Origin of the sequence: Micrococcus sp. KRD096 (genome assembly GCF_017168495.1) — a bacterium.
Lineage (GTDB): Bacteria > Actinomycetota > Actinomycetes > Actinomycetales > Micrococcaceae > Micrococcus > Micrococcus luteus.
This window is the reverse complement of the sequence record NZ_JABFAY010000006.1, coordinates 7,205-25,260: the sequence shown is the minus strand read 5'-3', so window position 1 is coordinate 25,260 and position 18,056 is coordinate 7,205. Positions and strand designations below refer to the sequence as shown.

General features: G+C 76.3%; 12 protein-coding genes. 8 read left to right on the top strand and 4 right to left on the bottom strand.

The features are described from left to right. Positions 1–90: 90 nt before the first annotated feature. Positions 91–1,077, top strand: coding sequence for a porphobilinogen synthase (gene hemB / locus J1M41_RS03265; RefSeq protein ID WP_036381100.1), 987 nt, complete (start codon positions 91–93; stop codon positions 1,075–1,077). Beyond that, the gene (hemL, locus tag J1M41_RS03260) at positions 1,074–2,399 is read left to right on the top strand and encodes a glutamate-1-semialdehyde 2,1-aminomutase (protein WP_115166077.1); all 1,326 of its coding nucleotides are present in this window, start codon (positions 1,074–1,076) and stop codon (positions 2,397–2,399) included. Before hemB ends, hemL begins: the two co-directional genes overlap by 4 nt. Before the next feature lie 28 nt (positions 2,400–2,427). On the opposite strand, the gene J1M41_RS03255 is transcribed toward hemL, so the two are convergent. Next, positions 2,428–3,114 (bottom strand): 3'-5' exonuclease, encoded by a 687-nt coding sequence (locus J1M41_RS03255; protein WP_206451135.1) that lies wholly within the window; start codon positions 3,112–3,114, stop codon positions 2,428–2,430. A gap of 44 nt (positions 3,115–3,158) precedes the next feature. On the opposite strand from J1M41_RS03255, the gene J1M41_RS03250 reads away from it, so the two are divergent. Genes J1M41_RS03250 through J1M41_RS03240 form a run of 3 tightly spaced genes read left to right on the top strand, consistent with a single transcriptional unit; the run spans position 3,159 to position 10,524 of the window. Next, positions 3,159–3,569 carry an MGMT family protein gene (locus J1M41_RS03250; RefSeq protein WP_036314337.1) on the top strand — a complete coding sequence of 137 codons (411 nt, stop codon included), beginning with the start codon at positions 3,159–3,161 and terminating at the stop codon, positions 3,567–3,569. Next, positions 3,566–7,006 carry an ATP-dependent DNA helicase gene (locus tag J1M41_RS03245; protein WP_206451134.1) on the top strand — a complete coding sequence of 1,147 codons (3,441 nt, stop codon included), beginning with the start codon at positions 3,566–3,568 and terminating at the stop codon, positions 7,004–7,006. The genes J1M41_RS03250 and J1M41_RS03245 overlap by 4 nt, the downstream gene beginning before the upstream one ends. After that, positions 6,994–10,524: an ATP-dependent DNA helicase gene (locus J1M41_RS03240; protein ID WP_206451133.1), complete on the top strand. Its 3,531-nt coding sequence runs from the start codon at positions 6,994–6,996 to the stop codon at positions 10,522–10,524. The genes J1M41_RS03245 and J1M41_RS03240 overlap by 13 nt, the downstream gene beginning before the upstream one ends. On the opposite strand, the gene J1M41_RS03235 is transcribed toward J1M41_RS03240, so the two are convergent. Then, positions 10,499–11,605, bottom strand: coding sequence for a phosphotransferase (locus J1M41_RS03235; protein WP_206451132.1), 1,107 nt, complete (start codon positions 11,603–11,605; stop codon positions 10,499–10,501). The genes J1M41_RS03240 and J1M41_RS03235 overlap by 26 nt on opposite strands. A 72-nt stretch (positions 11,606–11,677) precedes the next feature. On the opposite strand from J1M41_RS03235, the gene nudC reads away from it, so the two are divergent. Further along, positions 11,678–12,667: an NAD(+) diphosphatase gene (nudC, locus tag J1M41_RS03230; RefSeq protein WP_206451131.1), complete on the top strand. Its 990-nt coding sequence runs from the start codon at positions 11,678–11,680 to the stop codon at positions 12,665–12,667. A 15-nt stretch (positions 12,668–12,682) separates the two neighbouring features. Further along, on the top strand, positions 12,683–14,812 hold the full coding sequence (locus tag J1M41_RS03225) for an ATP-dependent DNA helicase UvrD2 (RefSeq protein WP_206451130.1): 2,130 nt from the start codon (positions 12,683–12,685) through the stop codon (positions 14,810–14,812). Between the two features lie 42 nt (positions 14,813–14,854). Here J1M41_RS03225 and J1M41_RS03220 read toward each other — a convergent pair whose 3' ends face one another. After that, entirely contained in the window at positions 14,855–15,583 is a 729-nt protein-coding gene (locus tag J1M41_RS03220; protein ID WP_144879525.1) for a ThiF family adenylyltransferase, read from the bottom strand. A gap of 79 nt (positions 15,584–15,662) precedes the next feature. Between J1M41_RS03220 and J1M41_RS03215 the strand changes: the two genes are divergently transcribed. Next, the gene (locus tag J1M41_RS03215; protein ID WP_241247689.1) at positions 15,663–16,310 is read left to right on the top strand and encodes a M48 family metallopeptidase; all 648 of its coding nucleotides are present in this window, start codon (positions 15,663–15,665) and stop codon (positions 16,308–16,310) included. Between the two features lie 64 nt (positions 16,311–16,374). On the opposite strand, the gene J1M41_RS03210 is transcribed toward J1M41_RS03215, so the two are convergent. Continuing rightward, a complete protein-coding gene (locus J1M41_RS03210) occupies positions 16,375–17,775 on the bottom strand; it encodes a zinc-dependent metalloprotease (RefSeq protein WP_098092321.1) in 1,401 nt (466 codons plus the stop codon). Positions 17,776–18,056: the final 281 nt, after the last annotated feature.

The window sequence follows — 18,056 nt, the reverse complement described above, 5'->3', positions numbered from 1 at the left end:
GCGGACGGGGCGCCATGACTGTACCCGGCGCGCGGTCAGCCTCCGCGCCTAGACTGGACGGGTCCCCGAACCAGGAGCGTGTGACCCCGTATGTCCTTCCCGCTGCACCGTCCCCGGCGTCTGCGCCGGTCCGCCGCGATGCGCCGCCTCGTCGCTGAGACGCGCCTGCACCCCGCCGAGCTGATCCTGCCGGCCTTCATCAAGGAGGGCGCCGCCGAGCCCGTGCCGATCGCCTCGATGCCGGGCGTCGTGCAGCACACCGCGGACTCGCTCAAGGCCGCCGCGGCCGAGGCCGCCGAGCTGGGCCTGGGCGGCATCATGCTGTTCGGCGTGCCGACCACGCGCGACGCCGTCGGCAGCGCCGCCCTGGACCCGGACGGCGTCCTGAACCGGGCCATCCGGGACGTGAAGGCGGAGGTGGGGGACGGGCTCGTCGTGATGTCCGACCTGTGCCTGGACGAGTTCACCGACCACGGCCACTGCGGCGTGCTCACCGCCGAGGGCACCGTGGACAACGACGCGACGCTGGAGATCTACGCCCGGATGGGCGTCGCGCAGGCCGAGGCCGGTGCGGACGTGCTCGGCCCCTCCGGGATGATGGACGGCCAGGTCCGCGTGATCCGGGAGGCCCTCGAGGGCGCCGGCCACCACGAGACCGCGATCCTCGCCTACGCCGCGAAGTACTCCTCGGCGTTCTACGGGCCGTTCCGCGACGCCGTCGACTCCCAGCTCACGGGCGACCGCAAGACCTACCAGATGGACGCCGCCAACCGGAGCGAGGCCCTGCTCGAGGTCGCCCTCGACCTCGAGGAGGGCGCGGACATGGTGATGGTCAAGCCCGCGATGAGCTACCTGGACATCGTGCGCGACGTGGCGGACATGGCGGACGTGCCCGTCTCCGCGTACCAGATCTCGGGGGAGTACGCGATGATCGAGGCCGCCGCCGCGCACGGCTGGATCGACCGGAAGGCCTCGATCGTCGAGTCCGTGCTCTCCATCCGGCGCGCCGGCGCCGACTCCGTGCTCACCTACTGGGCGGCCGAGCTCGGCCGCTGGATGAAGGAGGGGTCCCTGTGACCGCGTCCCAGCCGACCACCAACGCCGCCGCCTTCGCCGCGGCCCAGGCCGTCATCCCCGGCGGCGTCGACTCACCCGTGCGCGCCTTCGGCTCGGTGGGCGGCACGCCCCGGTTCATGGCCGGCGCACGCGGCCCGTACCTGACCGACGTCGAGGGCAACGAGTACGTGGACCTGGTCTGCTCGTGGGGCCCCATGCTGCTGGGCCACCAGCACCCCGAGGTCGTCGAGGCCGTGCACGCCGCCGTGGACCGCGGCCTCGGCTTCGGCACCTCCACGCTGGAGGAGACCGCGCTGGCCGAGCTGATCGCCTCCAAGGTCCCGGTCGAGCGCGTGCGCTTCGTGTCCACCGGCACCGAGGCCACCATGACGGCCCTGCGCCTGGCCCGCGGCGTGACCGGCCGCAACCTGATCGTGAAGTTCGCCGGCTGCTACCACGGCCACTCGGACGGCCTGCTGGCCGCGGCCGGCTCGGGCGTGGCGACCGCCGCCCTGCCCGGCTCCGCGGGCGTCACCGAGGCCGCCGCCTCCGAGACCCTCGTGGTGGACTACAACGACCGCGCCGCCGTCGAGGCCGTGTTCGCCGAGCACGGTGAGCGCATCGCCGCGCTCATCACGGAGGCCGTGCCCTGCAACATGGGCGTCGTGGAGCCCGCCGAGGGCTTCAACGCGTTCCTGCGCGAGATCACCCGCCGCCACGGCGCGCTGCTGATCTGGGACGAGGTGCTCACCGGCTTCCGCGCCACCGCCACGGGCGGCTGGGGCCTGTCCGGACAGCCCGAGGGCTGGACCCCGGACATCTGGTGCTTCGGCAAGGTGATCGGCGGCGGCATGCCCGCGGCCGCCCTCGGCGGCTCCGCCGAGATCATGGACCACCTGGCCCCGCTCGGCCCCGTGTACCAGGCCGGCACCCTCTCCGGGAACCCGGTGGCCATGGCCGCCGGCCACGCCACGCTCTCCCGCGCCGACGAGGCCGTGTACGCGGCCGTGGCGCGCGCCTCGGACGCCGTGCGTGAGGGCCTCGTGGCCGCGCTCGACGCCGAGGGCGTGGACCACTCGATCCAGCGGGCCGGCACCCTGTTCTCGCTGGCGTTCGGCACCTCCGGCACCGGCGTGCGGGACTACCGGGACGCCCAGGGCCAGGAGGTCTTCCGCTACGCCCCGTTCTTCCAGTCGATGCTGGCCTCCGGCGTGTACCTGCCGCCGTCCGTGTTCGAGGCCTGGTTCGTCTCCGCCGCCCACGACGACGCGGCGGTCACCCGGGTGCTCGACGCGCTGCCGGCCGCGGCGAAGGCGGCCGCGGCGGCGACGCCCCAGGGCTGAGACCCGGGTGCGGGTCGGGGCCGGGCGCTCAGCGCTCGGCCTCGACCGGCCAGTGGCGCGAGACGGTGGCCTGCGGGTCCTTGCGTCGCAGGTACTGCTCGAAGCTCTGCGCCTGCTCGGCCTTCCAGCGGACCTGCCGCTCGTGCAGGTCCGCCGGCGCGACGCGCAGCTGCTCGTACCGGGCGGCCAGGGCGTCGGCCACCTGGACGGCGGCGAGGGCGTCCGCCGCGGAGGTGTGCGCGTTCTCCAGGGTCACCCCGTAGTGCTCGGACACCGCGGAGAGCGTGCGCTTGCCCTTGCGGAACCGGTCCACCTGCTTGTCCAGCACGAACGGGTCGATCACGGGGCGGGCCTCGAGCGGCGTCAGCCCGTGGCGGCGCGCCTCCCGGTCCATCACCGTGAAGTCGTACACGCCGTTGAAGGCCACCACGGGGATGCCCGCGGCGAACAGGTCCCGCAGGGTCTCGGTGATCTCCGTGACGCCCTGCGCGGCGGGCATGCCCTCCGCCTGGGCCCGCTCCGTGGTGACGCCGTGGACCTCGGCCGCCTCGGCCGGGATGGGCACGCCCGGGTCCACGAGCCACTCGGCCGACGACGCGGCGCGGCCGTGCTCGTCCACCATCACCAGGGTGGCGGTCACGATCAGCGCGGTGCGCGGATCACGTCCGGTGGTCTCGAGGTCGAAGCCGGCGCGGATGCTCTCATGCCAAGTCACGCGCCTCACGCTACCCGGACCGGCGGACACGACAGGATGGGGTCGTGACCGATCACCCTGTGCTCCCCGGCGCCCGCCACCGCGACGACGGACCGCTCACCCTCGGCGAGGGGCTCGAGGCGCTCGCCCGTCTGGTCCCGCCCGGACGCGCCGTCAGCTACGGGGGGCTGGCCGGCCTGCTGGGGGTCGGCGGTCCGCGGCAGGCCGGCCGGGCGATGGCCGAATCGAGCCCCGGCACGCCCTGGTGGCGCGTGGTCCGGGCCGACGGCTCGCTGCCTCCGGAGCTGGCCGCGCGGGCCGCCGTCGAGCACGAACGCGAGGCCATGCCCCGCACCCCGGCCGGGCGCGTGGACCTGCCCCGGGCCCGCTGGGAGCCCGACGACGGCGCCGCGCGGGCGATCCGTGCGATCGCCGACCGTATCGTGTCCGGGCCCGGTGCGAGGATGAGGCCATGACCAGGGAACACGGGGTGGACCCCTTCGACGACGACGCGGCGGCGCCGGAACGGGCCGCTCGGCTGGTGCGCACGGCCGCCGCGCCCGAGGACCGGATCACGCTCACGGACGAGCAGGAGGCGATCGCCTCGCTCGCCCCCGGGCACGGCGCCGTGCTCGTGCTGGGCGCCCCCGGCACGGGGCGCACCACCGTGGCGGTCGAGTACGCGGCCCGCCGGATCGAGGCGGGGCTGGACCCCGAGTCCCTCCTGCTGCTGGCCCCGAGCCGGGATGCGGCGGCGCGGCTGCGCGACGCCCTGACCCGCCGGCTCGCCGCCGCCGGTCGGGGCACCCGCGCCGTCACCCCCGTGCGGACCTGGTCCTCCTACGCGTTCGACCTGCTGCGCCGTGCCCGCGTCACGGGACCGCTGAGGCATCTGGAGGTCGCCCCCCGGCTGCTCACCGGTGCCGAGCAGGACACGGTGATCGCCGAGCTGCTCGAGGGCTACGCCGCCGGCCTCGCCGCCGCGCCGGACTGGCCGGACGACGTCGCCCCCGCCGTGGAGGCGAGGGGATTCCGCCGTGAGGTCCGCGAGCTCGTGGACCGCATGAGCGAGCTCGGCCTCGAGCCGGGCCGCCTGCAGGAGCTCGGCACCGCCCACGGGCGCCCCGAGTGGGAGGCCGCGGCCGTGCTGCTGCAGGACTACCGGGACCGGATCGACCTGGGCATGGCCGAGGCGTTCGACGCCGCCGGGCTGCTGTCCGCCGCCGTCCGCGTGCTCACCGAGCGGCATCCGGAGGACCCGGAGCGCGACGCCGCGGCGCAGGCGTTCGTGGCGGAGGAGCGGGACCGCCTGGCCGTGCTCGTGGTCGAGGACCTCCACGAGGCCACCCCCGCCGTGCACGACCTGCTCAGCGTGCTCGGCCGCGGGCGGGACGTGCTGCTCACCGCGTCACCGGACACCACCGTGGAGGGCTTCCGCGGCGCCCGGCCCGACCTCCTCGCCCGGTACCCCGAGGTCCTCGACCCCGATCCCGTGCCGGGGGCCGCCCCGCCCGCGTCCCCGGACGGACGCGTCCGGGTGCTGACGCGCGGGCACCGCATGCGCGCCGAGGTCCAGGACGCCTACCTGCGCGTGGCCCGCCGGGTCCGCCAGCGCACCGCCGGCGTCGAACGGACCCGCACCGAGACCGTCCCGGCGGACGGCGACGGCGCCGTCCGGGCGCACGTCGTGCCCACCCGCGCCCACGAGGACCAGCTCGTCCTCGAACGGGTGCTGCGGGTCCACCACGAGGACGGGGTGCCCCTGGACCGGATCCTTGTGGTCGCCCGCTCGGGCTCCCGTGTGGCCGCGCTCGCCCGTCACCTGGAGGCCGAGGGCGTCCCCGTGCTGCGGGACGCCGCCGGGCTCGTGCTGAAGGAGGAGCCCGCCGTCGCGCCCCTGCTCACCCTCCTGGACGCGGCGGGGGCGCTCGCGGAGGATCCGGAGGCCCGGGTCGAGGACGTGCTCGACCCGGACGAGGTCGTGGGACTGCTCACCGGCCGGTACGGGATGGCCAGCGCGCTGCACGTGCGGCGGCTGCGCCAGGACCTGCTGGCCGCCGAGCGGGGCCGGGGCGGCCGGCGCACCTCGGACGCGCTGCTCGCCGCGGCCCTCCTGGACCCGAGCCTGGCCGGCCCCGAGCACGAGCGGCACCGCGCCCTGCGCCGCGTCCACTGGATGCTCCGGGACGGCCTGGAGGCCGCCCGCGCCCCCTCGGCCTCGCCCGAGACCGTGCTGTGGGCGCTGTGGTCCGCCTCCGGTCGGGCCGAGCGGTGGCGTTCGCTCGCGCTGCGGCCCGCCGAGCACGCGAACGAGCGCCGCGAGTCCCGCCGTGCGGACGCGGACCTCGACGCCGTCGTCGCCCTGTTCAAGGTGGCCGAGCGCTTCGTGGACCAGTTCCCGGGCGCGTCGCCCGAGTCGTTCGCCGTCTACATGGAGTCCCAGGACCTGCCCGTGGACACCCTGGCCCGCCGTGCCGAGTCCGGTGACGCCGTGCACGTGCGCACCCCCGCCGCGGCGGCCGGCCAGGAGTGGGACACGGTGATCGTCGTGGGCCTGCAGGAGGGCGTGTGGCCGAACACCCGGCTGCGCGGCCAGCTGCTCGGCGCCACCGACCTCGTGGACCTCGTGACCCTGCCCGCGGACGCCCCGTGGCCCACGGATCACCGCACCCGGCTGCGCGAGGTGCGTCAGGACGAGCTGCGCATGCTCGCGGCCGCGGTCTCCCGGGCACGGCGTCAGGTGGTCGTCACGGCCGTCCGCTCGCCGGATGAGGGCCCCTCCGACTTCCTCGACCTGGTGGACCCGCCCGAACGGCTGCCCGCCGAGGCGCGCGACGCCGCCGGCGTCCGGCGGCTCACCGCGGTCCCCGACCCGATCACGGCGTCCGCGCTCGTCGGCCGGCTGCGCCGCGTCCTGGAGGCCGGGGACGAGGCGGACGCGGCCGACGGGGCGACATCCCGGGCCGCGGCGGCCGCCGGCCTGGCGGTCCTCGCCGAGGACGGCGTGACCGTCGCGGACCCCCGACGCTGGTGGGGCCTGCTGCCGCTGTCCACCGAGGCCGCGCTCGTCGACCCGGAGCGCGAGGTCGTCGCGCTCTCGCCCTCCCGCGTGGAGACGGCCCTGCGCAATCCGCTGAACTGGGTGCTGTACCACGTCGGCGCGAACGCGGGCGGAACCCTCGCCCAGTCCGTGGGCACGCTCGTGCACTCGGTGGCCGAACACCACCCCGAGGGCGTGCCCGAGGACGTGCGCGCCGAACTGGAACGCCGCCTGCCCGAACTCGGCCTGCCGGAGGGCTGGATCACGGAGATCGAGCACGACCGGGCCCGCGGCCTGGTGGACGCCTACATCGGCTACTGGAGCATCGCCCGGGCGGCCGGGCGTCGGCCCGTGGCCCAGGAGGTGCGGCTCCTCGCGGACCTGACCTGGGGCGGGACCACCGTCCGGATCACCGGCGTCGTGGACCGGCTCGAGGCGGATGCGCAGGGCCGACCCTTCATCGCCGACCTCAAGACCGGCCGCAGCGCGCCCACCGGCGCGGAGATGGCGCGCCAGCCCCAGCTGGCCGCCTATCAGGTGGCCGTCCGCGCCGGCGGTCTGGAGCAGGTCCGGGACGACCCCGCCACGGACCCCGCCCTGCGCGCCGCGCTCGCCGGCCTGGAGCACCCCACGACACCGGCCGGCGCGGCCCTCGTCCAGCTCGGCGCCGGCACCCAGAAGACCAAGGTGCAGGACCAGCCGGCCCTCGAGGACGAGGACACCTGGGCGCTCGAGCAGGTGTTCACGGCGGCCCGCCGCACCACGGGGCCGCGCTTCCTCGCCCTCCACGAGGCTGGCGCCCGCCGGTGCGCGCTGCCCTCCGTCTGTCCGCTCTGCTCCGAAGGAAGGCAGGTCACCGAATGGCCCCGCTGACCGGCGATCCCGCCGCCCAGACCGATCGTCCGCGCGTCGAGGACGCGGTCCACTCCCCGGAGGACATCGCGGCGCGGCTGCGGCTGCCCCCGCCCACGGAGGAGCAGGCCGAGGTGGTCACCGCCCCGCTCACTCCGCGCCTGGTGCTGGCCGGCGCCGGCTCCGGCAAGACCGCCACCATGGCCGACCGCGTGGTCTGGCTCGTGGCCAACGGTCTCGTGCGCCCGGACGAGGTCCTCGGCGTCACGTTCACCCGGAAGGCGTCCGGTGAGCTCGCCGAGCGGATCAACGGGCGCGTGGACGCCCTGCTGCGCTCCGGCCTCGAGATCCCCGGCTTCGACGGGGAGCCCGAGGACCTGGGCCGCGCCTCGGTGTCCACGTACCACTCCTACGCCGGCGCGCTCGTCAGGGACCACGGCCTGCGGATCGGCGTGGAACCGGAGGCGCGGCTGCTCGGAGGCGCGGACGCCCACCGGCTCATGGGCGCCGTCGTGCGTTCGCATCCGGTGGTCGCGGACACCCTCGGCGTGGCCCCGTCCCGGCTCATCACGCAGGCGTTGCGGCTGGCCGGGGACATGGCCGAGCACCTGGTGAGTGCGGACGAGGTGCGCGAGTTCCTCGCCCGGCTGGCCGAGCAGGGGAGCGCCCTACCGCTGCCCCCGCGCGCCAAGACCCCCTCGAAGGAGATCCAGGAGTTCCTGACCGGCCTGGCGGACCGCGCCCTCATGGCGGACCTCGTGGCCCGCTACGACGAGGTCAAGCGCGAGCAGGACGTGATGGACTTCGGCGACCTGCTGCGCCACGCGGCGCGCATCGCCGTCGAGGTGCCGGCGGCCGGCGAGCAGGAGCGCGCGCGGTTCCCCGTGGTGCTGCTGGACGAGTTCCAGGACACCTCCCACGCCCAGATGCGGATCTTCGCCGGGCTGTTCGGCCCGCGCGGCCCCGAGGACGACGCGCCCGGGTTGGGGCACTGCGTCACCGCGGTGGGTGACCCCCACCAGTCGATCTACGGCTTCCGCGGCGCCTCCGCCGGGCAGCTCTTCGCCTTCCCGCACGCCTTCCCCCGACTGGAGACCGGCCCCGGCGGCGCCCCGCGGCGCGTGAACGCGGACGTCTCGCACCTGACGATCGCGTGGCGCAACGAGGAGTCGATCCTGGCGGTCGCCAACGCCGTCGCCGCCCCGCTGAACGCCCACGCCGCCGCGACGGGCGGCGCGCCGGTGGAGGTGCGCACCCTGCGGCCCCGGCCGGGCGCGGGGGAGGGCGTCGTCCGGGTGGACCGGTTCGTCACCGCGGAGGAGGAGGCCGCCGACGTCGTCGCCCGCCTCGGCGCCCTCACCGGGTCCGGGCCTGGGGGGACCACCCCGAGCCGCGCCGTCCTGTGCCGCACCCGCGCCCAGTTCGGCCCCGTGCTGGACGCGCTCGACGCCGCCGGCCTGCCCTACGAGGTGCTCGGGCTCTCCGGGCTGCTGGCGCTGCCGGAGGTCGCCGAGGTGCTCGCCGTCCTCCACGTGCTGGCCGACCCCACGCGCAGCGACCAGCTCGTCCGCCTGCTCACCGGCCCGCGCTGGCGCATCGGTGTGGCCGACCTCGAGGTGCTCCAGGAGCGCGCCCGGTTCGTCTCGCGGCTGCGGGCCCGGCGGGCCGCCGGTGGGCGGGAGGACCCGGCCGGGGCCGCCCCGGACGCGGCCCCGGACCGGGACGTGAGCCCCGAGGAGGACGCGGACGCCGCGGCCCTGCTGGAGGCCCTCGACTCCCTGCCCGGGGAGGGGACGGACTGGGTCGGCTCCCGTGGCCGCGGCTTCTCACCCGAGGGCCTGGCCCGGCTGAGGGCCGTCAACGCCGAGCTGCGCCGGCTCTCCACGCGCACCGGGGAGGACCCGGCCGACCTCATCGCGGAGGTGATCCGTGAGACGGGGTTGGACGTCGAGGTGGCCCTGCGGCCCGGTGTCTCCGCGGCCGCGGCCCGGCGGCACCTGAACGCGTTCCAGGACGCGGCCCGCGACTTCGGCGCCGGCACCACGGCGACGGACCTGACGGCGTTCCTGGCCTGGACGGAGTCCGTCCTCGAGCACGAGGACGGCCTCGGCGTCGAGAACGCCGAACCCACCCCCGGCCTGGTCCAGGTGCTCACCGCGCACGCCTCGAAGGGGCTCGAGTGGGACGTCGTCGCGGTCCCCGGCCTGCAGGAGGGCACGTTCCCGTCCACGCGGGCGGACCGCTGGACCAGCCCCGGGGCCGGCGCGCTGCCGTGGCCCCTGCGCGGGGACCGCGCGTCGCTGCCGCAGTGGGACGGCTCGTGGGCGCAGGACCAGCGGGACTGGGTCCAGTCGGCCGGCACCGGATACAGCTCGAAGGCGGCCCAGGAGGGCAACCCGGATCCGTATGCCGTGGCCGTGGCCGCGCACGCCGAGCGCGAGGAGCGGCGCCTGGCCTACGTGGCGTACACGCGCGCGCGATCCGCCCTGTGGCTGAGCACCTCCCTGTTCAAGGGCGTCAACAAGGAGCCCCTGCCGGCCTCGGCCTTCCTCGAGGAGGTGGCCGGTCTGGCGGGGGAGGTGCCCGGCGTCGCGCTCGGCCCCGCCCCGGCCGAGGACGACCTGCCCGAGGCCAACCCCGCCGCGGCCCGGATGCTGGTCGCCCGCTGGCCCTTCGACCCGCTCGACGGCCCGGAGGCCTTCGTCGCCGACCCGGAGGACCCCGAGGACGAGGAACGCTGGCAGCCGCTGCCGCGCCGCTCCCGGGCCCGCCGGGAGGCCGTGGAGGCGGCCGCCGCGGCCGTGCACGCCGCGGATCCGGCGGCGCTCGGGGACGACCCGGAACTGGCCCGCCAGGTGGACTGGGTGCTGCTGCGCCGCCGGGACGTCGCCGGGACGGGCGGGGAGACCGCCCTGCCCGAGCACGTCTCCGTGTCCCTCTACGGCGAGCTCGCCGCCGACCCGCAGGCCGTGGCCGAGCAGCTGCGCCGGCCCCTGCCCCGGCCGCCCGCGCACGCGGCGCGACGCGGCACGGCGTTCCACGCGTGGCTCGAGGAGCGCTTCGGGGCCACCGGCATGCTGGACATCGACTCGGCCGAGGACGCCGCGGACCTGTGGGTCGACGAGGCCCTCGACCTCGGCCCGATGCAGGAGTGGTTCCGCTCCTCGCGCTGGGCGGAGCGCACCCCGGCCTTCGTCGAGGCCCCGGTCGAGACGACGGTCGGCGGGATCACGCTGCGGGGCCGGGTCGACGCGATCTACCGCTCCGGCGGGGACCCCCGCCTGCCCTTCGACCCCGAGGCCGACTGGGAGCTCGTCGACTGGAAGACCGGCGCCGTGCCGCGGGGCCGCGACCTCGAGCTCAAGTCGCTGCAGCTGGCCGTCTACCGGCTCGCCTGGTCACGGCTGCACGGGATCCCGCTGGAACGGATCGGGGCCAGCTTCGTGTACGTGGCCCACGGGCAGGAGCGCTCCTTCCCGGACCTGCCGGGGGAGGAGGAGCTCGAGCGTCACATCACGGACGCCCTGGCCCGCCGTTGATCGGCCGCACCACCTCGACGGCGGGCAGCGGGCCCGTCTCCGGGTCCGCGGTCCTCGCGGCCGCGGCCTCCCGGGCGTCCTCCGCCGCATCCCGGGCGTCCTCGGCGGCGTCGGCGGCCGCGTCGGCCTCCGCCTGGCGCGCGGCCGCCTCCTGCGCGGCGCGCACGTCGCCCTCGAGCTCGGCCAGCATGGCCTCCGCCTCGGCGACCATCCCCTCGTCGTGCCGGTCCAGGCCCCGCGTGAGCCACTGGGCGAGGGCGAACTCGGCGAGCAGCGCCGCACGGCGCATCAGGTGGGCGTCGCCGTCGTCGGCGGCCCCCGCGTCGGCCCGCCGGGCCGCGTAGGCGTCGAGGACGCGGTCGGCCAGGTCCGGGTCCGTGGCGGCGGCCAGCCAGGCGACGTCGCCGGCGGGGTCGCCCACGTGCAGGTCCGTCCAGCCCGTCACGCCCACCACGCGGCCGCGCTCGAGGAGCAGGTTGTCCTCGTGCAGGTCACCGTGCACAGGCACCGGGGTGAACCGCCACAGGGCCTCCTCCTCCATGGCCTCCTCCCAGCGGCGCAGCAGCAGGGGCGGCACGCGGCCGGAGGTGGCCGCCTGGTCGAGGGCGTGGAGGTGACGCTGCCGGATCTGCTCCGCCGTGTAGGAGGGCAGGTCCGCGTGGTCCACGACATCCGAGGACAGCGTGTGGATCGCGGCCAGCACACGGCCCACGTCCTGCACCGCGGGCTCGCCGAGCCGGGCCAGCTCATCCAGGGTGACGGGACGCCCGGGCATGTCCTGGTAGACGAAGGTGCGCAGCCCCTCGAGCCGCACCGCGCCCGCCACGGAGGGCGTGCGGAACGGCAGGCCGGCGCGCACCGCCGGGGTCAGGCCCGCCAGCACCTGCAGCTCCGTCTCGAGACGGATGCCCGCCTCCGGGGTGCGGGGCGAGCGGACCCGCCACCGCTGGCCCTCACCGTCCACGACGACGGCGGTCGAGAAGTCTGCGGGGTCGTCCGGGCTCGCCTCCACGGAGACGGGGGCGAGGCCGGGGACGGCCGCGGCGGCCAGGGCTGCGAGACGAAGGGGCTGACGATCCACCCCTCCAGCCTAGGCGCGGAACGCCCTCCCCCGTCGTCGGGCGCACCGGAGACGGGTCGCTAGCCTGGACGCATGGCTTCCTGCCCCCCGTCGTCGTCCGACCTCACCGCCGCACCGCCGCTGGCCCTGCCGCTGGCCCGCGAGGAGCTGGACCGCGGTGCCGTGGCTCGCCTCGACCCGGGCCACCTGGCGGCGGTCTGGGCGCGCGAGGGAACGGAGGTCCTGTGGCTGCAGGGTGGCCGCGCACCCGTCGCGGACGGCCGGCTCGTCTTCACCGCGCCCTCCGGTCCCGTGCCGGCCGAGGCCGCGTATCTGGGCCGCGGCACCGCGGCGGACCGGGGCCCGCACGGGCGGGAGCGCGCGGTGGTCTCCGTCGCCGTCGAGCCGCCGGCGGCCCTGCCGGAGGACGCGGCCACCGCGCTCGCGGACGCCGTGTGGGTCGGCCTCCGCGATGCGGCCGCCGCCCTCAGCGACGCGGACACCGGGCTGTTCGTGGCCGCTGTCGCGAACGCCAACTGGCACGCCACCCACCGCTTCTGCGCGTTCTGCGGCGGCGCCACGGACGTCGAGGCGGCCGGCTGGGTGCGTCGCTGCCGCAACTGCTCCCGGGAGCAGTTCCCGCGCACGGACCCGGCGGTGATCGTGGCCGTCATCGACCCGGCCGGGCGGATCCTGCTGGGCCGCAACGCGGCGTGGCCCGAGGGGCTGTACTCCTGCCTGGCCGGGTTCGTGGAGCCGGGGGAGTCCCTCGAGCACGCGGTGGTCCGGGAGATCGCGGAGGAGTCCGGGATCACGGTGACGCAGCCGCGCTACCGCGGCTCCCAGCCGTGGCCGTTCCCGCGCTCGCTCATGCTCGGGTTCACCGCGCTGGCCCCGGCCGGTGCCGAGCCGGTCCCGGACGGCGAGGAGATCCTCTCCGTGCGCTGGTTCGAGCGGGAGGAGCTCGCGCATCTGGCCCGCGAGGGCGACGTCACCCTGCCCGGGGCTGTGTCCATCGCGCGGGCACTCATCGAGGATTGGTACGGTGGGACGCTGCCCGATGCGCAGACCCTGATCACCTAGGAGGACTCGTCCCGCATGAGCACTCCCGACGAGATCCTCCGCGGCCTCGACCCGGAGCAGCGCCGGGCCGCCACGGCCCTGCACGGGCCCGTCTGCATCCTGGCCGGCGCCGGCACCGGCAAGACCCGCGCCATCACGCACCGCATCGCCTACGGCGTGGCCTCCGGCGTCTTCGACCCGCACCGCACCCTCGCCCTGACCTTCACGGCGCGCGCCGCCGCGGAGATGCGCACCCGCCTGCGCGACCTCGGCGTGGCCGGCGTCCAGGCCCGCACGTTCCACTCGGCGGCCCTGCGCCAGCTGCAGTACTTCTGGCCCCAGGCCGTGGGCGGGCCCATGCCCTCGCTGATCGAGAACAAGGTGCGCCTGCTCACGGAGGTCGCCCAGCGCATGCGCATGACCGTGGACCGGGCCGGCCTGCGCGACCTCGCCGGCGAGATCGAATGGGCCAAGGTCTCCCTGCACGCCCCCGAGGGCTACGCGGAGGCCGCCAAGGAGCGGGAGATGCCCGCCGGCTGGACCGCCACCACCGTCGCCCGTCTCTACACCGGCTACGAGGAGGCCAAGACAGCCCGGAACATGATCGACTTCGAGGACGTGCTGCTGATCCTCGTGGGGATCCTGTCCACCGAGCCGCAGATCGCGGCCACGATCCGGGACCAGTACCGCGTGTTCGTGGTGGACGAGTACCAGGACGTCTCGCCGCTGCAGCACCGCCTGCTCGACCTCTGGCTCGGCGACCGCGGCGACCTGTGCGTCGTCGGCGACGCCTCTCAGACGATCTACTCGTTCACGGGCGCGACCTCCCGCTTCCTCACCGACTTCCGTGAGCGGTATCCCGCGGCCACGGTGGTCCGTCTCGTGCGTGACTACCGGTCCAGCCCGCAGATCGTGGAGGCGGCCAACCGCCTGCTGGCGGACCGCACCAAGGCGGGGGAGCGGGACCGCACGATGCCGCGCTGGCCCGACCCCCTCGAGCTCGTCTCCCAGCGGCCGGCCGGCCCCGACCTCGTGTTCGCGGAGTGCACCGACGACGAGGCCGAGGCCGGCTGGGTCGCAGACCGGATCGCGGCGCTGATCGACGACGGCGTGCCGGCCTCCGAGATCGCCGTCCTGTTCCGCACCAACGGCCAGTCCCAGGCCTTCGAGACGGCGCTGTCCTCGGCGGGCATCGGCTACCAGCTGCGCGGCGGCGAGCGGTTCTTCTCCCGGCGCGAGGTGCGCGACGGCATCCTGCAGCTGCGGGCCGCCGCCCGCGCCGCCCAGGACCTGACGGGCGACGACGTCACGGACCGGGTGCGGGACGTGCTCTCCTCGCTCGGCTACTCCGCCGAACCGCCGGCGGCCTCCGGCGCGGCCCGTGAACGGTGGGAGTCCCTGCACGCCCTCGTCAACCTCGCCGACCAGCTCGCCACGACGCGCGGGACCGAGTTCACGTTGACCGAGCTCGTGGCCGAGCTCGACGAGCGTGCCCAGCACCAGCACGCGCCGACGGTGCAGGGCATCACCCTGGCCTCGCTGCACTCGGCCAAGGGCCTCGAGTGGGACGCGGTGTTCCTCGTGGGCCTGTCCGAGGGGCTCATGCCGATCTCCTTCGCGGAGACCCAGGCCGAGGTGGACGAGGAACGGCGCCTGCTCTACGTGGGCATCACGCGTGCCCGCCAGCACCTGTCGCTGACGTGGACGCTCTCGCGGGGCACGGGCGGGCGCTCCACCCGGCGGCCCTCCCGGTTCCTGTGGGCCATCGACCCGACCCTCGGCGGCACCCGCGAGCACGCCCCGGCCCGTGGTTCCGCGGCGGGCCCGACGGCGCCGCGGCGCCGGGGTGCGAAGGTCGCCGTGTGCCGCACGTGCGGCAAGCCCCTCGAGACGGGAGCGGAGCGCAAGGTCGGCCGCTGCCTGGACTGCCCCGCCACCTACGACGAGGCGGTGCTCGAGGAGCTGCGCGACTGGCGCACCCGCACGGCCGCCGAGATGCGGATGCCCGCGTTCGTGGTGTTCACGGACGCCACCCTCGTGGCCATCGCCGAGGCCATGCCGAAGACCCCGGCAGAGCTCCTGAAGGTGCCCGGCCTCGGCAAGGCCAAGCTGGAGAAGCACGGACCGGAGCTGCTCGAGCTGCTGCACGGCACCCCGACGGCCTGAGCCGCGGGCCCGCGCCCCGTTCCGCCGGCGGCGCCGACCCCGTCAGAACGCCCAGCCGAGCGCGTCCGGGTCGCAGGCGCAGCCGGGCCGGGGGCGAACCCGCACCCGGCGCGTGCGTCCCGTCACCCGATCGGCCCGCAGCACGCCGGGGGCCGGTCCGGCCCGCAGCGCGTCCACGGTCAGCACGGCGGCCCGCAGCGCCGCGAGCCCGTCCACCTGTCCCCGGTGCGCCGACGGGCCGGGCGCCGTCGGGGCACCGGGGACGCCCGCCGGGTCCGCGGGCCATCGGCACAGCGGGCACCCGCGCACGCCGGAGGCGCACCACGGTCCGACCGTGACCGCCTTCGGCCCCACCGTGACCGGCAGCAGCGGGTGATCGGCGGCCAGGGCCTGCGCGGCCAGGTCCGCGTCGAGCACGGACCCCACCGCCACCGTCGCCTGCCCCACGAGCACCGGCACCGGGCCGTGGTGCGCGTAGAGGCGCAGCCCGGGGGCCACATCGCCCAGCCGGCGCGCGAGCGCACCCGCCCGGGGCCGACCGAGGTCCCCGGGCAGCAGGCCGGTCCCCAGGTCCGCGGCGTCGACGGGCCGCGGATCCCACAGGGCCAGGCGCAGCGCCCCGGCCCCCGCCAGTGCGTGGGCGATCGCCGCGCCCACCGCGTCGAGGCCCGCCACGTGGACGTCGGTCGGCGGGGCCCACGCCCCCGGCTCCAGCGCTGACGCGGCGGCGTCATGAGGGACGGTGGTGACGGTCTCGGCGACGGTGCGCACGGCTCTCCTCTCGGCTCGGTGCCTCCCACCCTGCCAGGGCACTCCCGGACCGCGCCGGATTGTCCACAGCCTGCGGCCCATGCCGGACAATGGCCGGATGCGCCCCGCCCACCGCGGCCCCGCCCGCGAGAGCACCGACCTGGACTGGGAGGGCACGCCCGTGCGGCTCGTGCGCTCCACGGCCCGCACCCGCACCATCTCGGCGGGGTGGCGCGACGGCCGCCTGCAGGTCAACGTCCCGGCCCGGCTCTCGGCCGCGCAGGAGCGCGAGTGGATCGGCCAGATGGTCGCGAAGGTGGGCGCACGCGGCGGGACGGGGCAGCCCGCGGCCGACCCGGGCGGCCGCCCCGCCGACGCTCGCTCCGACGACGCGCTCCTGGCCTGGGCGGGACGGCTCTCGGCGGCGCACCTGGGTGGGCGGGCCCGTCCGGTCTCGGTCACGTGGTCGGCCCGGCAGCGCCGCCGCTGGGGCTCGTGCACGCCGGCCCGCGGCACCATCCGGCTCTCGACGCAGCTGCGCGGCATGCCGGACTGGGTGGTGGCGGCGGTGCTCGTCCACGAGCTGGCCCATCTGCTGGAGTCCGGACACGGCCCGGCCTTCCGACGCCTCGTGGACCGGTACCCGCGCTACGCCGAGGCGATGGCCTTCCTCGAGGGGGTCACCTTCGCCGAGGGCCGCGGTCGCACGGCGCCGGACCGGTGGGCGGAGGACGAGGACGCGGGCTGACACGACGGCGGGCGGCCCGCACCCGAGGTGCCGGACCGCCCGCCGCCGTCGTGCCGGGAGGGGCTCAGCCCTCGCGCGGCGCGTCGCCGAAGCCGCCCTCGAGGAGCTTGCGCAGCTCGTCGTCGAGGGACTCGGCGCTGGCGTCCGCGGCGGAGCGGCGCCCGGCGTACCCGGCGGGGTCCTCGAGGTCCTCCGCCGTGGGCTGACGCTCGGGATGGCGCCAGATCTCCTCGCGGTACTCCGTGCCGTGCTCGGCCGTGACGTGCTCCCAGAACGCGGCGGCCTCGCGCAGGCGGCGCGGGCGCAGCTCGAGGCCCACGAGGGCGGCGAAGGCCTGTTCGGCCGGGCCGCCCGAGGCGCGGCGGCGGTTCATGGTCTCGCGCAGGGCGGGCGCCGACTCGAGCGGGCGCGCGGCCTCGGCGACCACCACGTCCACCCAGCCCTCCACGAGGGCGACGAGCAGCTCCAGCTGGTCCAGCGCGGCCTGCTGGGTGGCGTCCGGGGCGGCGATGAACGACGCCCCGTCGAACACGGCCTGCAGGGAACCGGGGTCCATCGGGTCCACCGACTGCGCGGCCCGCTCGATGCCCTCGGTGTCCAGGCGGATGCCCGCGGCGTACTGCTCGACGGCGGCGTACAGGTCCCGCTCGAGCCACGGCGAGTGCAGGAACAGGCGCATGCGTGCGGCCTCGCGCAGGGCCAGGTAGATGCGGATCTGGTCGTCCGGCACCGAGAGCCCGTCGCCGAACTCCTCGATGTTCACGGGGACGAGGGCGAGACGGTGGCCGGCGACGGGCAGGCCGATGTCCGTGCCCGAGAGCACCTCCTTGCCCAGGGCGCCCACGGCGCCGCCGAGCTGCAGGCCGAACATCGTGCCGCCCATGTTCTTCAGCATGGGCTGCAGCCCGCCGAGCAGGGAGGCGTCCATGCCCTCGGGGAGCTGGCCCGGCAGCTGCTGCTCGATGGCCGCGGACATCGCGCGGGACATCGAGACGGCCACGGGCTCGGTGAGCCGGCGCCACTGGTCCATGGTCGCCTCGACCCACTCGGCACGGGACCAGGCCACGCCGACGCTGCCGACGGGCTCGGTCTGCGTGACGCCGTCGAGCCACAGCTCGGCCAGCCGCAGCGCCTCGTCCACCTCGCGTCGCGCGAACGAGCCGACGGCCGGGTCCTCGCCGGCCACGGCCTGGCGGGCGGCCTGCTTCGCCAGAGCCCAGTTCACGGGGCCGTCCGAGCCGGAGCCGGAGCTCATCATCGCCTGGAACTGGGCCATGGCCTGCTGCATCATGGCCGGATTCAGCTGGGACGGGTCGAAGGGCACCCCGCCGGGGCCGCCCAGGCCCTCCATGGCGCGTCGGACTTCGTCCGGGTCGGGGCCCTGGCCGCCGAAGAGCTGCCGCAGCATCTCCTCCAGGGGGTCGCGGCCGTCGTCGGATCCGGGCGTGCGCGCGTCGTTGCTCATGTCTCCAGCGTATCCGCGTCGGCGCGGCGCGCCCGCCCTCCCGACGTCGCGGCGGCGCGGTTCGCCCATGGCGCACGGCGTCGCGCGGGGCAGGCGGGGGTCGCGGCCCCGCGTAGACTGGTGTGACCGTCGCCGCGCGGCCCGTGCCCGGCGGCGAGGACGGCCCGATCAGGACCCCCAGGAAAGACGGTGTCGCGTGCGCGCAGTGCCCTCGAGGACCACCCGCGCCGCCCGCGTGCCCTTCTCCGGATGGCTCGCCCTGGGCAGCGCCGGGCTGGCAC

Coding starts and splice junctions, on each gene's coding strand:
- J1M41_RS03210 (WP_098092321.1), bottom strand. CDS start 17,775: ATGAGCAACGACGCGCGCACGCCCGGATCCGACGACGGCCGCGACCCC.
- nudC (WP_206451131.1), top strand. CDS start 11,678: ATGGCTTCCTGCCCCCCGTCGTCGTCCGACCTCACCGCCGCACCGCCG.
- hemB (WP_036381100.1), top strand. CDS start 91: ATGTCCTTCCCGCTGCACCGTCCCCGGCGTCTGCGCCGGTCCGCCGCG.
- J1M41_RS03240 (WP_206451133.1), top strand. CDS start 6,994: ATGGCCCCGCTGACCGGCGATCCCGCCGCCCAGACCGATCGTCCGCGC.
- J1M41_RS03245 (WP_206451134.1), top strand. CDS start 3,566: ATGACCAGGGAACACGGGGTGGACCCCTTCGACGACGACGCGGCGGCG.
- J1M41_RS03225 (WP_206451130.1), top strand. CDS start 12,683: ATGAGCACTCCCGACGAGATCCTCCGCGGCCTCGACCCGGAGCAGCGC.
- J1M41_RS03215 (WP_241247689.1), top strand. CDS start 15,663: ATGCCGGACAATGGCCGGATGCGCCCCGCCCACCGCGGCCCCGCCCGC.